At 33.3% G+C, this 20,544-nt stretch carries 23 protein-coding genes and 1 tRNA gene; 15 read left to right on the top strand and 9 right to left on the bottom strand.

Translation table 11 applies throughout. The features are described 5' to 3' along the window. Positions 1-178 precede the first annotated feature (178 nt). Genes folP through pheA form a run of 3 tightly spaced genes read left to right on the top strand, consistent with a single transcriptional unit; the run spans position 179 to position 2,552 of the window. Complete coding sequence (gene folP / locus NFRAN_RS07835) at positions 179-1,045, top strand: dihydropteroate synthase (RefSeq protein WP_134484440.1); 867 nt, start codon at positions 179-181, stop codon at positions 1,043-1,045. Positions 1,046-1,101: 56 nt separating this feature from the next. Further along, positions 1,102-1,728: an exosome complex RNA-binding protein Csl4 gene (locus NFRAN_RS07840; RefSeq protein WP_134484442.1), complete on the top strand. Its 627-nt coding sequence runs from the start codon at positions 1,102-1,104 to the stop codon at positions 1,726-1,728. Then, positions 1,725-2,552: a prephenate dehydratase gene (gene pheA / locus NFRAN_RS07845; protein ID WP_134484444.1), complete on the top strand. Its 828-nt coding sequence runs from the start codon at positions 1,725-1,727 to the stop codon at positions 2,550-2,552. The genes NFRAN_RS07840 and pheA overlap by 4 nt, the downstream gene beginning before the upstream one ends. On the opposite strand, the gene NFRAN_RS07850 is transcribed toward pheA, so the two are convergent. The 4 genes from NFRAN_RS07850 to NFRAN_RS07865 form a co-directional block, all read right to left on the bottom strand. After that, a complete protein-coding gene (locus tag NFRAN_RS07850) occupies positions 2,553-3,020 on the bottom strand; it encodes a hypothetical protein (RefSeq protein WP_134484446.1) in 468 nt (155 codons plus the stop codon). Positions 3,021-3,389: 369 nt separating this feature from the next. Next, positions 3,390-4,391 (bottom strand): diphthamide biosynthesis enzyme Dph2, encoded by a 1,002-nt coding sequence (dph2, locus tag NFRAN_RS07855; RefSeq protein ID WP_134484447.1) that lies wholly within the window; start codon positions 4,389-4,391, stop codon positions 3,390-3,392. Positions 4,392-4,978: 587 nt separating this feature from the next. Continuing rightward, positions 4,979-5,353, bottom strand: coding sequence for a hypothetical protein (locus NFRAN_RS07860; RefSeq protein WP_134484449.1), 375 nt, complete (start codon positions 5,351-5,353; stop codon positions 4,979-4,981). A 20-nt stretch (positions 5,354-5,373) separates the two neighbouring features. After that, positions 5,374-5,844 (bottom strand): GNAT family N-acetyltransferase, encoded by a 471-nt coding sequence (locus NFRAN_RS07865; RefSeq protein ID WP_134484451.1) that lies wholly within the window; start codon positions 5,842-5,844, stop codon positions 5,374-5,376. Between the two features lie 365 nt (positions 5,845-6,209). Here NFRAN_RS07865 and NFRAN_RS07870 point away from each other — a divergent pair, with 365 nt between their 5' ends. Beyond that, positions 6,210-6,629 (top strand): response regulator, encoded by a 420-nt coding sequence (locus NFRAN_RS07870; RefSeq protein ID WP_134484453.1) that lies wholly within the window; start codon positions 6,210-6,212, stop codon positions 6,627-6,629. A gap of 24 nt (positions 6,630-6,653) precedes the next feature. Next, positions 6,654-8,471 carry a sensor histidine kinase gene (locus tag NFRAN_RS07875; protein ID WP_134484455.1) on the top strand — a complete coding sequence of 606 codons (1,818 nt, stop codon included), beginning with the start codon at positions 6,654-6,656 and terminating at the stop codon, positions 8,469-8,471. 144 nt (positions 8,472-8,615) lie between these two features. Here the strand turns inward: NFRAN_RS07875 and NFRAN_RS07880 are convergent, their stop codons facing one another. Next, positions 8,616-8,834, bottom strand: coding sequence for a hypothetical protein (locus NFRAN_RS07880; RefSeq protein ID WP_134484457.1), 219 nt, complete (start codon positions 8,832-8,834; stop codon positions 8,616-8,618). A gap of 730 nt (positions 8,835-9,564) precedes the next feature. Here NFRAN_RS07880 and NFRAN_RS07885 point away from each other — a divergent pair. Beyond that, positions 9,565-10,110: a 5' nucleotidase, NT5C type gene (locus NFRAN_RS07885; protein ID WP_134484459.1), complete on the top strand. Its 546-nt coding sequence runs from the start codon at positions 9,565-9,567 to the stop codon at positions 10,108-10,110. A 16-nt stretch (positions 10,111-10,126) separates the two neighbouring features. On the opposite strand, the gene NFRAN_RS07890 is transcribed toward NFRAN_RS07885, so the two are convergent. Both NFRAN_RS07890 and NFRAN_RS07895 read right to left on the bottom strand, forming a co-directional pair. Then, on the bottom strand, positions 10,127-10,423 hold the full coding sequence (locus tag NFRAN_RS07890) for a hypothetical protein (RefSeq protein WP_134484461.1): 297 nt from the start codon (positions 10,421-10,423) through the stop codon (positions 10,127-10,129). Positions 10,424-10,495: 72 nt separating this feature from the next. Then, a complete protein-coding gene (locus NFRAN_RS07895) occupies positions 10,496-11,959 on the bottom strand; it encodes a hypothetical protein (protein ID WP_134484463.1) in 1,464 nt (487 codons plus the stop codon). A gap of 63 nt (positions 11,960-12,022) precedes the next feature. On the opposite strand from NFRAN_RS07895, the gene NFRAN_RS07900 reads away from it, so the two are divergent. After that, entirely contained in the window at positions 12,023-13,207 is a 1,185-nt protein-coding gene (locus tag NFRAN_RS07900; protein WP_232037979.1) for a redox-regulated ATPase YchF, read from the top strand. A 2-nt stretch (positions 13,208-13,209) separates the two neighbouring features. Next, positions 13,210-14,238, top strand: coding sequence for a KEOPS complex N(6)-L-threonylcarbamoyladenine synthase Kae1 (gene kae1 / locus NFRAN_RS07905; RefSeq protein WP_134484467.1), 1,029 nt, complete (start codon positions 13,210-13,212; stop codon positions 14,236-14,238). 2 nt (positions 14,239-14,240) lie between these two features. Here the strand turns inward: kae1 and NFRAN_RS07910 are convergent, their stop codons facing one another. After that, positions 14,241-14,585 carry a hypothetical protein gene (locus NFRAN_RS07910; protein ID WP_134484469.1) on the bottom strand — a complete coding sequence of 115 codons (345 nt, stop codon included), beginning with the start codon at positions 14,583-14,585 and terminating at the stop codon, positions 14,241-14,243. A gap of 37 nt (positions 14,586-14,622) precedes the next feature. Here NFRAN_RS07910 and NFRAN_RS07915 point away from each other — a divergent pair, with 37 nt between their 5' ends. Further along, positions 14,623-15,249 (top strand): KEOPS complex kinase/ATPase Bud32, encoded by a 627-nt coding sequence (locus NFRAN_RS07915; RefSeq protein WP_134484471.1) that lies wholly within the window; start codon positions 14,623-14,625, stop codon positions 15,247-15,249. 403 nt (positions 15,250-15,652) lie between these two features. Here NFRAN_RS07915 and NFRAN_RS07920 read toward each other — a convergent pair. Further along, positions 15,653-15,774 (bottom strand) — tRNA-Tyr (locus tag NFRAN_RS07920). A gap of 160 nt (positions 15,775-15,934) precedes the next feature. Between NFRAN_RS07920 and NFRAN_RS07925 the strand changes: the two genes are divergently transcribed. The 6 genes from NFRAN_RS07925 (at position 15,935) to infB (ending at position 20,486) form a co-directional block, all read left to right on the top strand. Continuing rightward, positions 15,935-17,362, top strand: coding sequence for a phosphoglucosamine mutase (locus NFRAN_RS07925; RefSeq protein ID WP_134484473.1), 1,428 nt, complete (start codon positions 15,935-15,937; stop codon positions 17,360-17,362). A 68-nt stretch (positions 17,363-17,430) separates the two neighbouring features. After that, positions 17,431-17,811, top strand: a complete 381-nt coding sequence (rpl7ae, locus tag NFRAN_RS07930; RefSeq protein ID WP_134484475.1) for a 50S ribosomal protein L7Ae — start codon at positions 17,431-17,433, stop codon at positions 17,809-17,811. 22 nt (positions 17,812-17,833) lie between these two features. Further along, positions 17,834-18,046 carry a 30S ribosomal protein S28e gene (locus tag NFRAN_RS07935; RefSeq protein WP_134484477.1) on the top strand — a complete coding sequence of 71 codons (213 nt, stop codon included), beginning with the start codon at positions 17,834-17,836 and terminating at the stop codon, positions 18,044-18,046. A 36-nt stretch (positions 18,047-18,082) separates the two neighbouring features. Beyond that, on the top strand, positions 18,083-18,295 hold the full coding sequence (locus tag NFRAN_RS07940) for a 50S ribosomal protein L24e (RefSeq protein WP_134484479.1): 213 nt from the start codon (positions 18,083-18,085) through the stop codon (positions 18,293-18,295). A 1-nt stretch (position 18,296) separates the two neighbouring features. Then, positions 18,297-18,701 carry a nucleoside-diphosphate kinase gene (gene ndk, locus NFRAN_RS07945; RefSeq protein WP_134484481.1) on the top strand — a complete coding sequence of 135 codons (405 nt, stop codon included), beginning with the start codon at positions 18,297-18,299 and terminating at the stop codon, positions 18,699-18,701. Further along, on the top strand, positions 18,702-20,486 hold the full coding sequence (gene infB, locus NFRAN_RS07950; protein ID WP_134484483.1) for a translation initiation factor IF-2: 1,785 nt from the start codon (positions 18,702-18,704) through the stop codon (positions 20,484-20,486). The last annotated feature ends 58 nt before the right edge of the window (positions 20,487-20,544 follow it).

Consider the following 20,544-nt stretch of genomic DNA (forward strand, 5'->3'; position numbering starts at 1 on the left):
TTGGCTAGAATGTTGTCCAAATCGTTTCAAAACAGCTATATTTTAAAAATTGAGGATACTACTTATTTTTATTATTATATATTGATAATTTCGGATAACTGATTTAATTTATGATCTAGAATCGCCCGAGTCCATACCATGTAAATAAATATTTTTAAAACAATTAATGTTATTTTGAATGTTGACGACTATAGGTAATACTTCCATTCATCCTGATGAGCCTGTGAAGATCATGGGAATTATTAACGTCAGTCCCGAATCATTTTATCAAAATTCAATCAAAAGAACCGAAAATGAAATACAAGATACACTGTCTGAAATGGAGGCTTCCGGGGTAGACATAATAGACGTCGGAGGCATGTCTACTGCTCCATATCTTAGAACAATAATTCCCGTTGAACTCGAGATAAAAAGATTGTTTAATGCTGTGTCTGCAATTAGGCAAATTAGTGATATCCCAATTTCCATAGACACTCCTCGATCTGATGTAGTTAGATCTCTTTTGAAATTGGAAATAAATGCCATAAACGATGTCACTGGATTGAAATATGACACTAAAATGTCCAAACTCGCATATGAAAATGATCTACCGATAATTATAGGAGCACACATATCTAACAATGTAAATTCATATTATAGTGGAGATGTGCACGATACTCTTTCGCTTATACGAGATAGTATTACTATCGCACAGAAATCTAACATCGACCTTGATAATATGATCGTTGATCCTTCTATTGGTTTTTTTAGACAATCCGGAAATAGTCCCTTTTTCTCAAGAATCAAAGGGATGGAGTGGTATATTCGTGACTTGGAAATTCTCTCTAATATCGAGATGTTTAAATCTCTGTCTATTCCACTTTGTGTTTCAATTTCAAGAAAATCATTTATCCAGTCACTGTTTGGACTAAATGTTGAGGATAGATTAATTCCATCAATTATATCCGAAGTGCACTGTGCTATTCATGGGGCCTCATTAATAAGAACTCACAATGTCAAAGAGACCAGACAAGCTCTTGATATGCTTAATTTATTAAGGGAATGAAAGAATCGAATTGTAACAGTTATAACTATTGAACTACAAAGAGATATTGGTTTGATTTGAAGAAGGTTCATGAGATTAATCGTGTTACTCCCGGAGTATTGCTATCTGTAATCGAGGAATTCGATGCAGGCAAAAATACCTACGTAGATGAAGGTGATGTCAGGTCTTCTGTAATTGGAGGTTCAGCAATAGACTTTTCTGACCGCATATTAAATGTAGAGCAAAAGAATCCACCAATGATTCCTAAAATTGGTGATGTTGTAGTAGGATACATCGATATGTTATTTGGAAATATGATATCTGTAAGAATACTTTATATAAATGAAAAATTTTCCAAATCTGGGTTTTCGGCCATAGCATCCACACGTATATCAAATGCTAGTAGCAACTACAATTCGAATTGGCGAGATAGAAGCTATAAGGGTAAATATATTTTCAAAGTAGGTGATATAATCAGAGGGAAAGTTTATAGCTTGTTAAATTCTTCGATTCATTTAACTTTGGATGAAAAAGATTTGGGAGTAGTTTATACCATATGTTTTTCTTGTGGTCATGAATTTACTAAAGTTCCTGGTGGATTAAAATGCAATTTCTGTGGTAATTTTGAAGAAAGAAAAGTTTCAACCGATTTTGGTAAGGAATCTTTTACAGCTTTGTATGATAAACAGTTTCTTAAACTATGAAATTATGCGTCGGCTTTCAAGGCGAATCTGGATCATACAGTGAAGCCTCTGCTAGTAGCAGGTTCCCGGGTCCACACTATTCTTTTGTTCCTTTTAAATCCTTCCGAGAATTATTTGACGGAATTGAAAATTCAGTAATTGATTTAGCCGTTGTACCTATTGAAAATTCTACGGAAGGTAGTGTAAATGAAACCTATGATTTGCTGGTAGAAAAACCTCTATTCGTGATTGGAGAAATATATCAAGAAATACACCATTGTTTAATTATTAATAAGCACTCATCTCCCGAAAATATTTCAGTTGTTTATTCTCATCCACAAGCTCTAGCTCAGTGCAGAAGATATCTTCAATCAAAATCCTTAGATTCAATTCCAATGTATGATACTGCGGGTTCTGTTAAATTCATAAAAGAATCCATGAAGCTCAATGCAGCTGCAATAGCAAGTAAACGCGCTGCTCAAATATATGATATGAAAATCTTAGATGAAAATATAGAAGATAACTCTAATAATTATACTAGGTTTTTTATTATATCAAAAACCCATAAAAATGAGGCAAATCATGACAAAATATCTATTATATTTTCTATACCTCACACTCCGGGCTCATTATATTCAGTACTCAAGGAATTTGCATCGCGAAAAATAAATCTCACCAAAATTGAATCTAGACCTACAAAAAATGTACCTTGGGAATATTATTTTTTTGTAGATTTAGAGGGCAATATGAATGAGAGAAGAATTTCTGAGTCAATTTCATCTATACAGAATCTTGTTAAATTCTTTAAATTGCTGGGAACATACAAGAAGGCTGAAATAAATTAATCAGGATTGCATTCTAGTTCTAATGCCAAGTCCCAGTACTACAATTCCGGTTATGATTAACATCATTTGGCCACTGAATGCTATAGGACTAGCCTTTGAAAATGCTCCTAAACTTAGATTCAATGTATTATTACCATTGTTAACAACTTGAATCCTGTATTTACCATCTATCTCTGATGTAATAGTTTCATTAAAAATTCCATTGACATCTGTCTTATTTAATATTAAATTACTACTTGGGTCCAGAACCACGACTCTTGATCCTGATCCATTAATATAGATATTCGCTATATTGCCAGCATTCATGTCAGGTGTAAAAACCTCTGATTGATTAGGATCGATTGTTTCAGTTATCTCCACAAATCTCGGAGTGTATGAATCAATTATTGAAGCAATTCCTATTCCGATGAAGACAAAACCTGCAATAAAAAAAATTAAAAAAGAGCGCCTCCTTGATATAATTACCATAAATTGGCTTACTTAATCATTTATTTAATATAATCTTTACATGATTTAGATATATTAGTTTAATCACCAATCGTTAAAGTACAAAAATTAATTCGATAGAATATTTGCTAAACTTGAACCTTGATACATATACCAGTCTGCTAAAATCCAAACATGAAAATCATGTTTAGTTTTTTCAATCATTTCTCTCTTTTCCTATTTGTTATATTTCTTCCTTGTATCCTGTTTTATTATCGAAAATGCTTGTTATTTTTTTGCAACATTCAAATATAATACTAAAACCCTGCCTGTTAAAGAAGACGTGGTTTTAATTAACTTTTCAGACAATATTGCTATCCTCATAATCCCAGTACGATTTTATCGTTTAAACTACAACCAGTGTTGAATTCTAAAAAATTCATCGACGGGTTCCTTTTTTAATAATTTAATTAATGTTAATGCCTGTGGGACTGAAAGTACTGGCTTTGAAAAAAAATTGTCCGTACCCAATCTGGGACAAGCTACCTGGACAAAAGCGTCTATTTCCCTAAAATTTTCTAGTCTTTCGTTAGTGATTTCGGTCATAGCTAATAACTGGGTATTCATTCCCAATTTTTTTAATTCTTTTCTGAGTTCTAATGCTTTGATATTTGCAAATTGCCCTTCCTTGAGACCGATTATTATTCCAATGGTTTTTGCATCAAGTGCTTTGTACACTGACAAGATCGCTCTCTTCTTCACAACCTCTGCTTCTTCATTTATTTGTGTAAATTCCTCAAAATATGGATCTAACATGAATGTAGGCTTTTCTGTGGAGAGAGCTACTCCTATCGAATGGAATCTACTCTGGCCAAGAAATATGAATGCCTCCACATTATGCTGAAATTTATGTAAGGGATGAAATTCGCAACCGAATACTTGTGCATCATTTAACTGTCCTTTGCCTTTTCCTAATTCTACATTATATCCACTCTTCTCAAATATTCTTCTGACGGTATCAATTTGGTGTAAGTGCTGGCTATATGTAACTAACGATATCGTTTTGTATTTTCCTTTTAGTTCATTGGCACACTTCATTGCAATCTTTTCAAAACTGATAGTGTCAAAAGCGTTTATCATAAATACTTTTTCACCAAAGTTTTCTAAACTGATCGTGTGTCCTATGTTAAACAATATATCTGCTCTCAGCATTTCTGCAGCCTTAGTATTTAAATCACAAGAACCCCAACTTCTATCGCTTATGATATAGGACGTTATACCAAATTCCTTCTCGATATTTTCCGAAACTTTTTGAATTTTTGGTAACAATGGCTCAGGGCCGTTCAAAGCTACTGAACGAGGTTTCTTTGATCTAATAATTTTAAAAATACTTTCCTCATCTATTTGAATCATATTAAATATCTATTTGAATCCTATTTGATTCTATTCATTAATATTCTTATGTTTTGTGAATCACGTTAAATGGTGTGTTAATTACTCTATAAACTAATTCTTTCTTGTGGGATCTCATACTGGTTTGAATTGATTATTTTCATTTAAGATCCAATGATCTGCTAATAAAATTTATGAAACCTTGAAATATTAGAAAAATTGTGAAAAAATATTATTGCAAGCAGATTTCTCTATGACACTAATTTATGATGTTATAAAAATAGTAAAAAAATTGTTACCGTAATCAGGAGTTTCGATAATCGAAATAATGTCCTCTAATTCTAAATTGCTTCCAATAAGTCATTGTCTTGAAGAGTAGAATAAGAGAATAGGAAGAGAACGGTGGAAATAGGATTGTGATTATTGAAGACACCACTGAACTCGGTCCAATCTCATAGATCAAATATCAACTACAATTTTCGATCGTAAGATCTTCCTACTACATAACGTGTAAATTTGTTCGTAGTAAGATGTTTGTCAATGTTTGATCACGATCTGATGGTGTGTGTGCCATGTAAAGAATACATCAGTAATGATTCTTGTAAATGTTAATTCTCTAGTAATTTACTAGTCATGACAAGTGTTTTATCCTTGCCTTTTTCTAAAGCTTCATCTACTAACATGTTTATTGTTTCTATCGAATATAAACTCAATATCTCTACCAATTTAAAATCTCTATTTACCTCATAATTCCTTATCTTTCCTTTATGTCTATTTTCCACTATAATCTTGTTTTTGACTAACTGAGGTAAAATTCTTTGAACTGATCTCAATGGGGTGTCACTGAGCTTGCTTATTTCCTTCGATGTGAATTTAAATTCTTGATTAATTATCAAAAAATCAATAATTCTAGCTATATTGTTTCTAAAAATCCGTTCTAGAGGTCTGTTCTTTACAATGTTTAGATCGGTACTATCATCCATACATAGATAACTATTTTATTCTATAAATATATTGCGCCAAATTTGGCGTTAAGATCCATTCTCATCATTATTCCTTTTTTTGCAAATCCCAACTTTTCGTAAAATTTCGCCACTTTTGCATCACAGTCAAGTATAATCTTATAACATCCTTGCTCCCTCGCTAGTTTTATTAATTCATTAATTATTTTTCTTCCTACGCCTCTTCCCTCAAATCCCTTTCTAGTTGCAACATCTTCAATATGACCAACTTTTCCTCCGTTATGTATAAATTTCTGTTCAATCAATAGCGTAGCTGTACCTATTATTTTTTTACTTTCTAGATCTTCGGCGACAATGATTATATAATTTTGATCACCTAATACCTTTCCAATTACATCTCTCTTTAATTCGTCATTTGAATAAATATCTCCAACTACAGTTAAATTTGAGAGTGTTTCAAAAAATCCATTGTCAAAATCTTTTTCTGTAATTTTTCTAACTAAAAATGACATTGATGGATTCTATTTCTATATTATTCAAATTATTCTTTACTTTAGTGTTTTTTCTATTTTATATGTATTTCAATTGAATACCGTACAAAAATTGATTAATTAGTGAAATCAGCAGCGTATTATAGATTGTGTCATTTTGTTTTGTTAACAAGCAAGAGGTACCCTTCAGCATTTAATGAGCACTTTTTCATCTTAATTTCAAATATCCCTATTTGATGACCATTCCATAACACTTTTTATTTACTATTAGAATTAAACTATATAATGTATTTATCTCATCCACTTGTATAAAACAATTACAGATTCTTTAGAAATGCTAATTAATATATTTCATTTACTTAATTATTAGTGTAAAAATAGTATCCATGACTTCCAAAGTTGAAATTAACAATCCGTCTAAGAATAAAATGGCCAGAGTAATGGTTGTAGATGACGAGAAAGATATTCTTAGGATTATTAAGAGGGATTTAGAAATAACCAATGAATTCCAAGTTGAAGTATTTTCAAGTGGACATGATGCGTTGAATTCTTTTAGGAATCATGAGCTGGGATATTATGACGTCATTATTACTGATATACGTATGCCCCGGATGAATGGATTTGAGTTGTATAGACATATAAAAGAAATGCGTCCCAACACCAAAATAGCATTTATCACTGCATTTGAAATAAATAAAGATGAATTTACAAAAGTACTTCCTTCTATTGATGTTAAAGATTTTATAATAAAACCAATTGACATGAATGATTTGATTTTTAAAATCAAATCTATGTTAACTACTTGAAACAAGATCTCAACTCAACTATAAATGCTGAGCATTACATTATCTAGAAAAAACATCTTTTTACTAATTCTCGTAATTGGTGTCGGAATTTCACTATCTATTTTATCATACCATTACTCTGGTTTAACAGCGGATCAAATTGGGGAAATCGCTTCCAATGATATTAGATCAAACGCTATAATTGAAACTGACGGACTTTCAAAGACTTTGTTGCATATTATCGATCCAGTTTCTACCAATTTGGAAATTCTTTCTAAGATTGTCAATTATAGTAATATTGGGGGAACCAGAATAATTATAGATGCAGTTCAGAACTCAACAAAATCATTGACTGAAGGTTATTATTGGATAAACGAAAATGGTCGGATCGTTTCGATAAGTAATGTTAATTCCAGTATAATTGCTTCTTACGGCGGTATTGATTTAAGCAACAGAGAATATTTTGTTATCCCCAAGGAAACCCATACTAGTTACTATAGCAGTGCGATCGAATCTATAGATAAGATTCCTAGGCTTTATATATCGTTCCCTATATTAGAAAGATCAGGTGAAGAGGAGGTGTTTAAAGGAGTAATACTCGCTTCTATAAAAATTCACGAACTTGGTCGTTTCTTACAGAGCGAACTAGCACCTCAGGTTGCTGGGAATGTTGGACTGATGGATAAGAATGGGATCATAATTTATGGAAGCAATCCCTCTCTTATTGGCAAATATTATCTAGGAGAAGAATTTCAATCACTTGTCCCAGAAGAAATTCGAGGACCTTATAATTCTCTTTTAGCTAGATCGCTACAGGGGTCCGCAGGAGCTGAAGATTTAATACTCTTTGGAGGAAATAAAACTACTCTCACTTACCAACCTGTTTTCATAGGTGGAAAGTATTTGTGGACCCTGTTTGTTAGCTCTCCTCATCAATTGGCTGCTGAGGTTGGTGTATTAATTAATAATCAAAAAAACTTTAGCACATTAATGATATTAATAATCGGGGCTATAGCATTAGGTATTGCATTCTTGATTCTATCATGGAATAAGCGATTAGAATCAGCCGTAAACTCTAGAACTATTGAATTAAGAGATGCAAATAACTCTTTACTCAGATATAACAGATTATTAGAATCGGCCAATGAAAAATTGAGTATTCATGACAAAATGCAAAAAGAATTCATTAATATCGCTGCCCACGAGTTAAGAACTCCAATTATGCCCATACTTGGAGATGCTATATATCTTGAAAAGCAATTTGAGGAAGGAAAAACAGAAGTCAAAGTTGATAGGGAACAAGTTAGTTCCATAATACGAAATGCTAAACGTTTGCGGAGACTTGCGTCAGATATTTTGGATATTACTAAGATCGAAAGCCAGTCACTCAAGCTCAATAAAGAGCGTTTTAATCTCAAAGATGTTATATTATCCTCAATAAGTGATATAAGGGCCCAGTTGTTAAGTAGTAATCCTTTACAACTTGAAAATCTGACTATTTGTTACGACCCTAAAGACATTTACGTGTATGCCGATAAAAACCGAATTACCCAAGTTATTTTTAACCTTCTTAGTAATTCCGTTAAATTCACTGAAAAAGGTTGCATTGAGATAATGGTGGAAATTGAGAATGATACTATGGATAGTAATTATGTTGTTGTAAGCATTAAAGATACAGGGCAAGGCATTGATAAGGAAATTCTGCCTAGACTTTTTACAAAATTTGCTTCTAAATCCTATGAAGGAACAGGATTGGGGTTATTTATCTCTAAAAGTATTATTCAATCGCACGGAGGAAAAATATGGGCAGTCAATAATAGTGATAGTGGTGCTACTTTTTGCTTTAAAATACCTCAACAATAAAACATTTACCAAATGAATTCTCCATTTAGAGATTAGATCTTGGAATATGATATTACTGTTATAGTTACACATCACCTAGTCAAACAAAATTTCTATCAAATCTGACATTTCCAATCATCATTTAAATAAAGTTGGAAGGGTTTTTTACTGGTTTCTCTCTTTTTCATGCAGTGATTTTTCTAATTTTTTGTTCCAAGTTCTACTGGCAATAAATAACAAAACAATAATTATTAAGAGTAAAATTTCAAGGATTATTATATTTACTACTGCGAGTGATTCAAATATTTGAATAACAACAATTCCCATAATATTGCCCGTAATCATCACAATTAAAAAAATTTTAACCATCTCCTTCTTTGTCATTCTGCAATTACATTTTTGTATACTAAAATTAAAGGTATCTTTATTGACTTATTATATGCGTAATATCCTGTCAATGGAATACTATTTCGAATTTGATGTTGTTGAAAGATGATCACTCAAGATCGATTACTGAATATTTTATGCTAGTCAGGAAACTAATAAAATTTCCGATATGAAGTCAGAGCCTCTTATCCATGTCTTCATCATGCGAATCTAACTTCTACGTTGCTCCCGACTCTGAAATTGATCAAGCATATAACTTAAATAGTCAGTTCCTTTTTCCGTGACTATTGAATTTTCCATCGGTTAGTGCCTGGCAAAAAAGGACATTATTGACATAAAGAATACATGTGAAGGAGGTAGGAAATGTCAAAAGATATTCATGATCTATTATTACTCATAAGTGTTTGAGGTTGTGCTCTGTCACAAGGACAATACCACTATTGTGCGTGTCAAATCATGATACATTTCTTGGCATTTCCACGTTAATGCCATTAAAATTGTTTCAGTTAATACTTGTATTGTAATTTATTACCCAAAAGATATTTTTCTGTTTCCGAATTTTTTTACTTACCGATTCAGTAAGGATCATGTCGACTTAGAGTTTGGAATCCTTTTTGCACCTTTTTAATTGAAATAAAATTCTAATATACAGTATTCAGTACAATAAAGTGTAATGGATTACCATTAAATTCGTATATCTATTTATTCTGATTGTGGCTAGTTATCAATGATGACAACTGACAATACTATAGCCTTAGACCTTGATTCTGTTCTAGCTGATGTGATGCAGATCTGGTTGGAAGAGTATAATAATATGTTCCAAAAGAATTTTACGAAAAATGATATTTCTGACTGGCACATCTATAATGTATTGCCTATAACTAAAGAAGAAATTTCGAGCCTATTCATAAGAGTTTGGAAAAATCGCTGGCAAGATATTCCACCAACTAGTAATGATATTGCTGATGTAACTGATCATTTGATATCTCAAGGATTCAGAGTCTCTATTATCACAAAAAGAGAACGAGTTACCGTGCCTTTCGTTTCATATTGGCTTGATCTTTACAAAGTCTCATTCAATGACTTGATTTTTATTTTTGATGATGTGTCAAAGAACCGCTTTCCATTCTTTCTCTTAGTTGATGATTCTCCAATCAATGCAAAGGAGATTATATCCCCAAAAAGAATAGTCATTTTTGATCAGCCATGGAATCGATCACTAGTATCTTATGATAGAATATACAAATTAAATCAATTACTTGGTCTATTATAATTTGCGATATTATTATTTATTGCCTATGTCTCCCATCCAATTCAATATAAACTCTATTTATTGTTGAGGATAGTCCGTTATATTTACTCAGAAAATCATAGATCTCGTCAAAGAATTTTTCATTTGAATCTTGCTTCTCAAGATAGTCTAACTCTATTTCATCATTTTCTGTTTTTATGTAAATTGTATATATATGTCCTTTCGATTTATTACCCTCTTTCTTTTCATATTCTCTCAGTTCGATTTTCGAAATAACTCCTCCTTCAATTTTGACTTCGTTGTCTAGTATTACTTTAGTTCTGATTAAATTCAATAAAGCATCATACTTGTGTATACATACATTCATTAATAAAATTCATTTCGAGTAGTAGTTACAAGATCTTGACTACTTGTAATCTAGGAATCGTATCCATTCAGGAAACCACAACTGACTTTCACGTACTCCAATCCCTTTGGACAAAATTTCGGGGGAATTAAAGAATACCGAGTCAACTCCTAATTCATAAGCTATTTCTCTATTCAAATCATCTATATACGATATCTTGCCAATATATTTTCTGCTTATCAAATCTTTTTGTTGAGTGTATAGCCCGACTTGTCGACCATCAACTGTAGGAACATAACTTACTATTACATGTATTTTACTTACGTTAGATCTCTTCAAATAGAAAACTGTTTCTATTATTGTTCCGCCTGTTTGTATCGTTCCTTGTACCGAAAGGATTTGCTTTTTATTGGTAATAGGTTCGATAATGAACTTAAGTGTTTTACCATTAGATAATAATTTGTTCTTACTTACCTGTTCTGAATAGTCAATCATTGGATCAGAATCATCATACCGATCCTTTATGATTCCTTCCATCATCTCTATTTTCTTTTTATTGTTCTTAAATCCTTGATTTAATCCTAATGCCATGGGTCGTGTGTAGTCTGGTTCTGCTAGGATAACATCTGCATCTGCGATTTTGCTAGATAAAAACTGTGCCTGTACATTCCCGATATTTTTTCTGATAGAATAAATACTCTTATCATTGAAAACACTTGATACATGTGATTCTCTAATAAACTCAAATGGGTCCATAAGAATTCTATTTTTGTCTAGTTGAGTTAGGATATCCATCCCATACTTCGAATTTATTCGTATTAGTTGTCCGGGGTTGATTTCCTTTAAATCTAATAGAGGAAAGAAGCTGCCAATGTAATTTTCGGAAGTAATAATAAAATCGTTTTGATCCTTATCTTTTCCTAGAAATAGAGGTTTAAAACCTGTACTGTTTCTAAAAACATGAATTTCATTCTCTATGTTTATAACATAGTTTCCTCTCAAATGTCGATCGAGAAATTCTGCTGCCTTGTATGGATCCTTTCTTTCTATTAGTAATTCTCTAAATATGTAGTGAATTTGGCTAAGTGGTTCATAATTTCTTCGTTTCATCAAAGGATGGGTTAACAATTTATCTAGATCAACAAAAAATCCGTCCAGAGCAAAATTTATTTTCTCTAATCTTCTGGTTATCGGTTTTTTTTTTGACAAATGGCCAACAATCGCATACATGGGATCATTCTCATGTCTTAATACTTTCTCATGAATTGTTTTGAATACCGGCAAGGATCCATATCCACTTATCTCGAATTTTCCAGAACTGATCTTCCAATAAGCTTTACCACGATGCTGGAGTAATTGCATTCCACGATAGACTCGGTAGACTGATTTTTCATTGTTCGTGTCATTAGTCAACCTGCATGTTGCAATTATTCCTCCCATTAAAATCCAGAAATCCTTTATCATTCGAATGATAAATGTTTTGATGTTCTTAATTGCAACAAAATCAATTTCAGGTTCCTTCATTTTTTACAAAATAAATATATATTCCAAGACTTTGCAATTTATTTTCTATTGATTATTGGCTTGTTGGGTAAGGCAAACGTGGGCAAATCTACTTTTTTTAACGCAGCCACTGATTCATCTGTTCCCGTTGCTAATTTTCCATTTACTACAATTAGCGCTAATATTGGAGTAGCTTTTGTAAGAGTTCAATGTGTTTGTACCGAATTAGGAATATCTGATAATCCTGTAAATTCAAAATGTATTGGAGGAATTAGATATATACCAATAAAGTTAATTGATGTAGCGGGACTAGTGCCAGGAGCCCATTCTGGTAGAGGATTAGGAAATAAATTCTTAGACGATGCGCGTCAGGCTGATGTTTTGATCCATGTGATTGATATTTCTGCATCAACAGATGCAGAAGGCAAATCCATCAATGCCGGTGAAGGTGATCCTTTTTTTGATATTAAATTTGTAGAAGAAGAATTCGATCTGTGGATAAGATCAATTATATTAAGAGATTGGCATAAAATAGTTCGAGAAAGTGAAAACCTAAAACAAAAGGTTGAAGCTGTAATATCTAACAGACTTTCAGGTTTATCAATTAACGAGCAGTTGATTAGAACTTCTATGGAGCAAATTGGATTGACAAAAAAACCCGCCGAATGGACTGAGAGTGATTTACTGTTATTAAGTAAACAAATCCGTATCAAATCCAAACCAATTATAATCGCAGCAAATAAAGCTGATCTCATTACATCCGAACATAATCTTAAGAAACTAAAAGAAACCGGTAGACCTTTCTTTCCTACCGTCAGTGAGGCTGAGTTACTTTTGAAAAAAGCTGCGAACAAAAATCTCATTTATTACTTACCAGGAGATTCCACTTTCGAAATTAGACGGAAAGAAACCCTTTCACAGGAACAACTCAGCGCTTTAAACATGGTGTCCAATGTGTTGTCAAAGTTTGGTTCTACTGGAGTTCAACAAGTTCTGAATCACGCTTGTTTTCATATGCTAAAGCAAATTGTTGTTTATCCAGTGGAAGATGAATATAAGCTCACAGACAAAAATGGAAATGTATTGCCTGATGCTAGGCTTGTTCCAGATAATTCAACAGCCAAGGATTTGGCATTCTTGGTTCATCAAGATCTGGGAAAAGGCTTCCTATACGCAATAGATATTAGGACAAAACAGCGAATAGGTGCTGATCATGTATTAAGAAATAATGACATAATTAAGATAGTAGCTACTACAGGTCGAAAATAAGTATGCTGTGTTTAGGAATAGAAAGTACAGCTCATACTTTCGGATGTTCTGTGATCGAATATAATAAAGATAGTTCTTATAGCGAGCTTAAAGATAGCTTTATACTGTCAGAGACTAGAGATATCTACCAGGCATCTGCAGGATGGGGTATCCATCCTAGAGATGCATCTAAACACCATTCTCAGGTAGCTGCATACATATTAAATAAGTGTCTGCAAGAAGCTAGAGTCGATATTAAGAATATCGACCTTATCTCTTATTCAGCTGGTCCAGGATTGGGTCCTTGTCTGAGAGTAGGTGCCGTTGTCTCCCGATCGCTTGCCTCTTTTTATAACAAACCATTAGTACCGGTTAATCATGCAGTTGGACATTTAGAATTGGGAATAAAACTTACAAATTCAGATAATCCACTAACGCTTTTGGTTTCAGGTGGACATACTATGTTACTTGTCTTCCATAGAAATAGGTGGAGAATTTTCGGTGAAACACTGGACATTACTTTAGGCCAGCTCTTTGATCAAGTAGGAAGAAAAATGGGATTCGCATCTCCATGCGGTAATAAAATTGAGGAGTTGTCTAACCTCTCGAAAACCAATTACTTACATCCTTTGCCCTATATCATTAAGGGGAATGATGTATCATTTTCAGGGTTACTCAGTTCAGTTAAATCCTTGATTGATGATAAATCAAATAGCATTTATGATATTTGTTTCTCTTTACAGGAAACTGCTTTTGCAATCATTGTAGAGGCCGTGGAACGTGCGTTAGCATTTACTGGAAACAAAGAATTTCTAATAGTTGGAGGTGTTTCTGCTAATAAAAGATTGTCTGAAATGCTTAATTTGGCATGCATTAGTCATGGATCCGATTTTAACTCTTGTCCTCTAAGATATTGCGGAGATAACGGAGCGCAAATTGCTTGGACTGGGTCTCAAATTTATTCAAGTGATAAATCCTCTTGCATAATGCCCGAAAATGCTACCATAAATCAATCTTGGAGACTGGATAGTGTTCATATCCCATGGAGATAGTATTATTGATTATCTTTGTTCCATTGCTTTATCTGTAATTCGATTTCTTTAACCCAATTACTTGGATTTAGCACTCCAAATTTGTATATTTTATCACTATTTCGTAACTCGATAACTAATTTCTTTATAATTCTTCCTTCGGCTCTCGCTTGAGATATGTCTTTAAATTCAAATACTATTTTTTCATCTAGTAATTCTTTAGATAATGTAGCTATTCGACCTTTCGTCTTCTCGAAAGTTAGCTTTTTATTTGTCAAAGTCAGAATCCCGCTTTTTAATGTATCTTCTGAACAGTCCTCGAATAAGATTCCCTTTTCTTTATTAGGGGTTTGTGAAGTATTGTCCATAATTTTTAAAGTACTGCCACATTACTAAAATTATCTATTGTTTAAAGATGGAATTCTATTAAAAAGAGGTGCAGAATCCGAATTATATTTGATTAACTGGTACGGAACTCGTGCCATATCAAAAGTTCGAATTCGTAAAGATTATCGCCATCCATCTATCGATATTCCATTGAGGAAACAACGAACCATTCATGAAGCTAATATTCTATCTCAAGTAAAATTACTTGGGATAAATGCTCCCTTTATTTACTATCTTGACATATCTAATTTTGAAATTGTCATGGAATTCGTTCAAGGAAAAGTCCTTAGGGATGTTTTTTCACCAGAGTACTGTATTGTACTAGGGAAGATGATTGGAGCGTTGCATTCAAACAATATAATTCATGGCGATATTACAACTTCCAATTTTATTGTATCACCTAATGGAGTAATTAGTTTGATAGATTTTGGTTTATCTTTCATTTCTGAGCGATACGAAGATAAGGCAGCAGATATTCGGCTTTTCAAAGAGATATTAAACAGCATACACATTGAAGTTTTTGAGGAATCATATGAAAATTTTTGTAATGGTTATACCCAAAAATATACTAAGGTGGCACCCACAATATTTAAAATAGTTAGCAACATTGAAAAAAGAGGTCGATATTCTAGATCGCTTTTATAAACTAAATGAATTTTGTTCTAACTTCCAGTCACTGTATAACTTTCTTACACAAACCTCTTTCTTTATGTTGAACAAAATGGTCTTGACAAAAATCAGTTTCACATTCATAACAGTGCCACCCACACAATGTATAACAAATATTGCATTTCGAGATTGGTTTATTATAGTCAAATTCTTTATTTTGTCTATCATTTCTTGCTTTTTGCAATCTTTTTTGCTGTTGTCTCATAAATCTATCCTCTATCATCGCATAAAACATCTAGATGATGTTTGAAATATGTTCTCCAACTAAATGGATTCTCCAACCTGTTGCATAAAAACAGAATATTATTTAAGCTTTTCAAACAATATTTACTAATAAATCGATTCAATATCCTACAATTAAACATAGTCTAATGTTAAATGCGGGAGGTGGGATTCGAACCCACGAATCCCTAAGGAACAGGGTTGTAGGAAACCTCCAAGCTCTTTCTAAGCCTCGCACTTTTACGACCTGCGCCGTTGACCGGGCTTGGCAACCCCCGCATTATCTTATGGATGTTAAAAGCCAAATTTATCTATTGTCACTGCAATTATTTAACATGAATTAGAAACAGGTAATCTGTATTTATCTAAATGTAAATTGACTTATTACTCACTGATAGGGGAGAATCATTATATAATTATTCATATAGGTAGAAGGTTAATGGTCAAGAGGCTATTTGGAACAAACGGGATTAGAGGAATCTTTGGTCAAGACCTGTCGATTGAGTTTATAATTGATATAGCATATTCAATTGGATATTATTTTGAGAAAGGACCTATAGTAGTAGGTTCTGATGGTCGTTCTTCTAGCTCATCCATTTCAAAAATCGTATGCGCGGTATTAAATTCCATGGGAATAGATGTTTACCAAATGGGTTTGACACCAACACCATGCCTCCAATTTACCGTCAAGAACTTGAAAATGTCTGGCGGAATTATGATCACTGCATCACATAATCCTAAAGAGTACAATGGACTGAAACCAGTTTCTCACCTAGGGTTCGAATTATCGAGAGATGAAGAGATTAAAATTGAGTCAATATATCATCAGAGGTCCTTTTTAAACAAAAAGTATACATCCATTGGCAACTTGTATGATCTAAATCCATTTGATCAATACATCGATAAAGTTTTAACATTTGTGGATAGAGAAATTATAGAGAAATCCAAAATAAGAATTGTTATGGATTGTGGTAACGGTGTTCAATCGATTATAGCTCCCTTAATAGCGCGAAAACTAGGTTGTGAGGTTCTTGTCATGAACGGTCATATAGATCCAAATTTTTCAGCAAGAGGATCTGAGCCTAAAATGGACAATCTGTTTGGCCTTACAAAGATGGTGAGTGATAATGGTTACGATCTAGGTGTAGCATTTGATGGAGATGGCGATAGGAGTATCTTTTGTGATGAAAAAGGAGCGATCCATTGGGGTGACAAGACTGGATCACTACTAGCTTACCATATAATTAAGAATAAAAAACTTGATACAGAAATTGTCTGCCCAATTAATTCCTCTTTAGTGATTTCGAGAGTAGGAGATTTGCTTGATAAGCGAGTTCATTTTACAAAAGTTGGAAGCATCGAAGTTACATATGGTATGAAAAACACTAATTCTCTAATCGGTTTTGAAGAAAACGGTGGATTTTTCTATGGTCCTCTTAATCTAGTACGCGATGGAGCAATTACAACGGCTTTAATGATTGAAATGTTAAGCTATTACAAGCAAGACATTCTGACAGGGCAAATTGATGACGTTGGTTTACCAGCAGAAACCCAAACACTCTCAGGTATTTATTCGATACTGGGAAAAACGTTTCAATACAAATCAAGTATAAATTTATCCAGTAAGGATGATATCCAAAGAGTATTGGAGACCTGTTCTGAACATGGATCGGTATATAAGGTCGAAAAAATGGATGGAGTAAAAATATGGTTCGATTCTGAGTCTTGGATAATGTTTAGACCCAGCGGTACCGAACCATTGATTCGAATTTATTCTGAATCAAATGACGAAAGTTTAATGAATTCAAAAGTCAGAGAGTATTTGAATTTAATAAAAAGAACTTTGAACATAGAATTTAACACATAATAACATTTTTAATACTCTTTTTTATCATAAAACAGAGTGGAAATGATCCCAATGGGTGATTATGAAATATGAGTAAGCCATATTACGTTAAATTCGAAATACCTAAAGATCTTGTAAATGCTGTATATGAGGCAGTGAGACTGGCGAAACAAAGTGGAAAGGTCAGAAAAGGAACTAATGAGACAACAAAGGCAATAGAAAGGGGAACTAGCAAACTCGTTGTTATTGCAGAAGATGTTGAACCTCCAGAAGTGGTGGCACATTTACCGATTTTATGCGATGAACGTTCTTCTAAATATGTGTTTGTACCTAGTAAAAAGGAATTAGGTAATGCATTAGGTATAGATGTAGGATCTGCTGCTGCAACAATCATAGATGCAGGTGAATCTCAGCAAATTCTCGATCAAATTACAAATACAATTGACGAATTAAAAAACAAGTCCGAGTAATATAATATGGTGCATTTAATTAATGAGTAAAACCGAAGAGAAGGTTATCCCTGCAGAGGTCATACAAATTGTAGGAAGGACAGGGATAGCTGGAGAAGTAATTCAAGTCCGTGTGAGAATATCTGAAGGAAAAGATAAAGGGCGAATTTTGACCAGAAACGTTAAAGGTCCAGTTCGAATGAATGATATTTTAATGCTAAGAGAGACCGAGCGAGAAGCAAGAAAGATAAAGTAATACTTAAAATAGGGATTAATCGAAGGTGGTTAAATAATGAGTAAGAATATCGCTTCCTTGAGAAATTGTTTTTTCTGCGGAAAACGCGTTGATACTGGAAAAGGAATAATGCTTGTAAAAAATGATGGATCAATACAGTGGACTTGTTCTTCCAAATGTAAAAAAAACTTACGCAATTTAAAACGTGATCCACGTTTGTTCAAGTGGACCGATAAGTATATCAAGGGTGGAATTAGGAAGCAAAAGTAAAATGGGAGCAGAGCAAACTCTAATAGTTATAAAGCCTGATGCTTTTAATCGAAAATTAACAGGCAAAATCCTTCAGCGATTTGAGGAAAAAGGTTTTAATATTGTTCAACTAAAAACTTATGTCTTTACCACTGAAAAAGCACAAGAATTTTATTCAGTGCATAGGAATAAACCTTTTTTTAATGAACTTGTCTCGTTTATATGCTCAGGTACAGTCGTAGCTTGTATACTGGATGGTAACAATGCCATTAGTACTGTTAGGATTATGATCGGCCTGACTAAATCTTTTGATGCGTCTCCAGGAACCATTAGGGGTGATTTTGGATTAGGCATTACTGACAATATAATTCATGCATCAGACTCATATGAAAGCTTCATAAAAGAGTCATCTGTAATATTTTCTTAAGTGCATCTACGCCAGCCTGTAGTTGTAGTATTGGGTCATGTAGACTCGGGTAAAACATCATTACTTGATAAGATACGAGGTACCTTTGTACAGTCACGAGAAGCAGGTGGTATTACTCAACACATTGGGGCTAGTTTTTTTCCAATAGAGATAATTCAACAGTTGACTGGTCCCTTATCCAAGAAACTAACTTCCCATGATAATTCTATTCCTGGATTATTGGTAATCGATACACCAGGACATGAAGTTTTTGCAAACTTGAGAATGCGAGGAGGTTCTGCTGCAGATATCGCAATTGTAGTGGTCGACGTAAATAAGGGATTCGAACCCCAAACAATAGAGAGCATAAATATTCTTAAGAATAGGAAAGTTCCTTTTGTGGTAGCAATAAATAAGATCGATCGTATCACAGGCTGGAAAAAAGGAACAACAAATTTTATAACTAATGAAATAAAAATTCAACCAAAAGAAGTTCAATTAGATCTCGATAACAAAATGTATAGTGTATTAGGCTCTTTATCTCAACTAGGATTCAGCTCTGAAGCGTTTTGGAGAGTTAAGGATTTTACCAAGGAAGTAGCCTTAGTACCTGTAAGCGCTTCAAATGGTGTTGGTATACCAGAATTATTGACAGTATTAGTAGGTTTGACTCAACAATTTATGGCAAAAAAATTAGAAAGACATGAGGGATCTGCTAGAGGAATAGTTTTAGAAGTTAACGAAGAAATTGGATTAGGACCGTCTGCTAATGTGATACTATTAGATGGTGTTATAAAACAAGGAGATACAATAGTTGTTGCAAAACGTGATACAGTAGTTTCAACAAGGATCAAATCATTGCTTTTGCCAAAGCCCTTGGATGAGATGCGAGATCCCCGCGACAAATTCCGTCAGGTGAAAACTGTTATATCTGCTGCAGGGTTAAAAATAACATCACCTGATCTGGAAGGCGTAATAGCTGGTAGTCCTTTATATGGTCTTTCCTCTCCTAATGATGAGACCAGAATAAAAAGCTTAGTTGAGTCAGAGGTCAAATCTGCATTAATAAACACTGATTCAAATGGGATAATTCTTAGATGTGATACTATCGGTTCGATCGAAGCCATTTCAGAAATGTTAAGAAAAGAAAATATTCCAATAAGATCTGCAGATATCGGCCATATTAGCAGAAAAGATGTTATGACCGCGTCGGCTGTTAAAGAAAAGGATCGCTATTTAGGAGTAATTTTGGGATTTAATGTAAAGATATTGGATGATGCGGAGAAAGAATCGATAGAAAGAGATGTTAAAATTTTTAATGAAAAGGTAATATACAATTTAGTACGAAGTTACAAAGATTGGGTATCATATCAAAAAGACCACGAGGATTCTATCTTATTTAATGAATTACCGCCCGTTTGCAAATTTGAGTTTATGAAAGGATATGTTTTTAGAAGGAGCGATCCTGCCGTATTTGGAGCAGAAATTAACATCGGTAGAATGAAGCAAAAAATGCCAATTATGAACCCGGAGGGCAAAAAGGTTGGGGTCATTCATCAAATCCAGGATAAGGGTAAATCCATAGAGGAAGCGACACGTGGAATGCAAGTTGCAGTCTCTGTGAACGGTCCTCAAATAGGAAGACAAATTAACGAAGGAGATATATTTTATACTTATTTAGATAGTCGACAAGCTAAATTACTTATCAATAGATTCAATAATCGACTAGACGAAGAGGAAAAAATGGTTTTAGATTTGATTGTTAGTATACGTAGAAAAACGGATCCAGCATTTGGATATATATAATGTTACGCATATAGATCTCATCTGATATTTATATAACATCTAACTTGTTTATACTGTA

It is taken from the genome of Candidatus Nitrosocosmicus franklandus (assembly GCF_900696045.1).
GTDB classification, from domain to species: domain Archaea; phylum Thermoproteota; class Nitrososphaeria; order Nitrososphaerales; family Nitrososphaeraceae; genus Nitrosocosmicus; species Nitrosocosmicus franklandus_A.

Bases quoted from the DNA above. Each gene is read 5' to 3' on its own strand.
- folP (WP_134484440.1), top strand. From the start codon at position 179: ATGTTGACGACTATAGGTAATACTTCCATTCATCCTGATGAGCCTGTG.
- pheA (WP_134484444.1), top strand. From the start codon at position 1,725: ATGAAATTATGCGTCGGCTTTCAAGGCGAATCTGGATCATACAGTGAA.
- NFRAN_RS07850 (WP_134484446.1), bottom strand. From the start codon at position 3,020: ATGGTAATTATATCAAGGAGGCGCTCTTTTTTAATTTTTTTTATTGCA.
- dph2 (WP_134484447.1), bottom strand. From the start codon at position 4,391: ATGATTCAAATAGATGAGGAAAGTATTTTTAAAATTATTAGATCAAAG.
- NFRAN_RS07860 (WP_134484449.1), bottom strand. From the start codon at position 5,353: ATGGATGATAGTACCGATCTAAACATTGTAAAGAACAGACCTCTAGAA.
- NFRAN_RS07865 (WP_134484451.1), bottom strand. From the start codon at position 5,844: ATGTCATTTTTAGTTAGAAAAATTACAGAAAAAGATTTTGACAATGGA.
- NFRAN_RS07870 (WP_134484453.1), top strand. From the start codon at position 6,210: ATGACTTCCAAAGTTGAAATTAACAATCCGTCTAAGAATAAAATGGCC.
- NFRAN_RS07875 (WP_134484455.1), top strand. From the start codon at position 6,654: ATGCTGAGCATTACATTATCTAGAAAAAACATCTTTTTACTAATTCTC.
- NFRAN_RS07880 (WP_134484457.1), bottom strand. From the start codon at position 8,834: ATGACAAAGAAGGAGATGGTTAAAATTTTTTTAATTGTGATGATTACG.
- NFRAN_RS07885 (WP_134484459.1), top strand. From the start codon at position 9,565: ATGATGACAACTGACAATACTATAGCCTTAGACCTTGATTCTGTTCTA.
- NFRAN_RS07895 (WP_134484463.1), bottom strand. From the start codon at position 11,959: ATGAAGGAACCTGAAATTGATTTTGTTGCAATTAAGAACATCAAAACA.
- kae1 (WP_134484467.1), top strand. From the start codon at position 13,210: ATGCTGTGTTTAGGAATAGAAAGTACAGCTCATACTTTCGGATGTTCT.
- NFRAN_RS07910 (WP_134484469.1), bottom strand. From the start codon at position 14,585: ATGGACAATACTTCACAAACCCCTAATAAAGAAAAGGGAATCTTATTC.
- NFRAN_RS07925 (WP_134484473.1), top strand. From the start codon at position 15,935: ATGGTCAAGAGGCTATTTGGAACAAACGGGATTAGAGGAATCTTTGGT.
- rpl7ae (WP_134484475.1), top strand. From the start codon at position 17,431: ATGAGTAAGCCATATTACGTTAAATTCGAAATACCTAAAGATCTTGTA.
- NFRAN_RS07935 (WP_134484477.1), top strand. From the start codon at position 17,834: ATGAGTAAAACCGAAGAGAAGGTTATCCCTGCAGAGGTCATACAAATT.
- NFRAN_RS07940 (WP_134484479.1), top strand. From the start codon at position 18,083: ATGAGTAAGAATATCGCTTCCTTGAGAAATTGTTTTTTCTGCGGAAAA.
- ndk (WP_134484481.1), top strand. From the start codon at position 18,297: ATGGGAGCAGAGCAAACTCTAATAGTTATAAAGCCTGATGCTTTTAAT.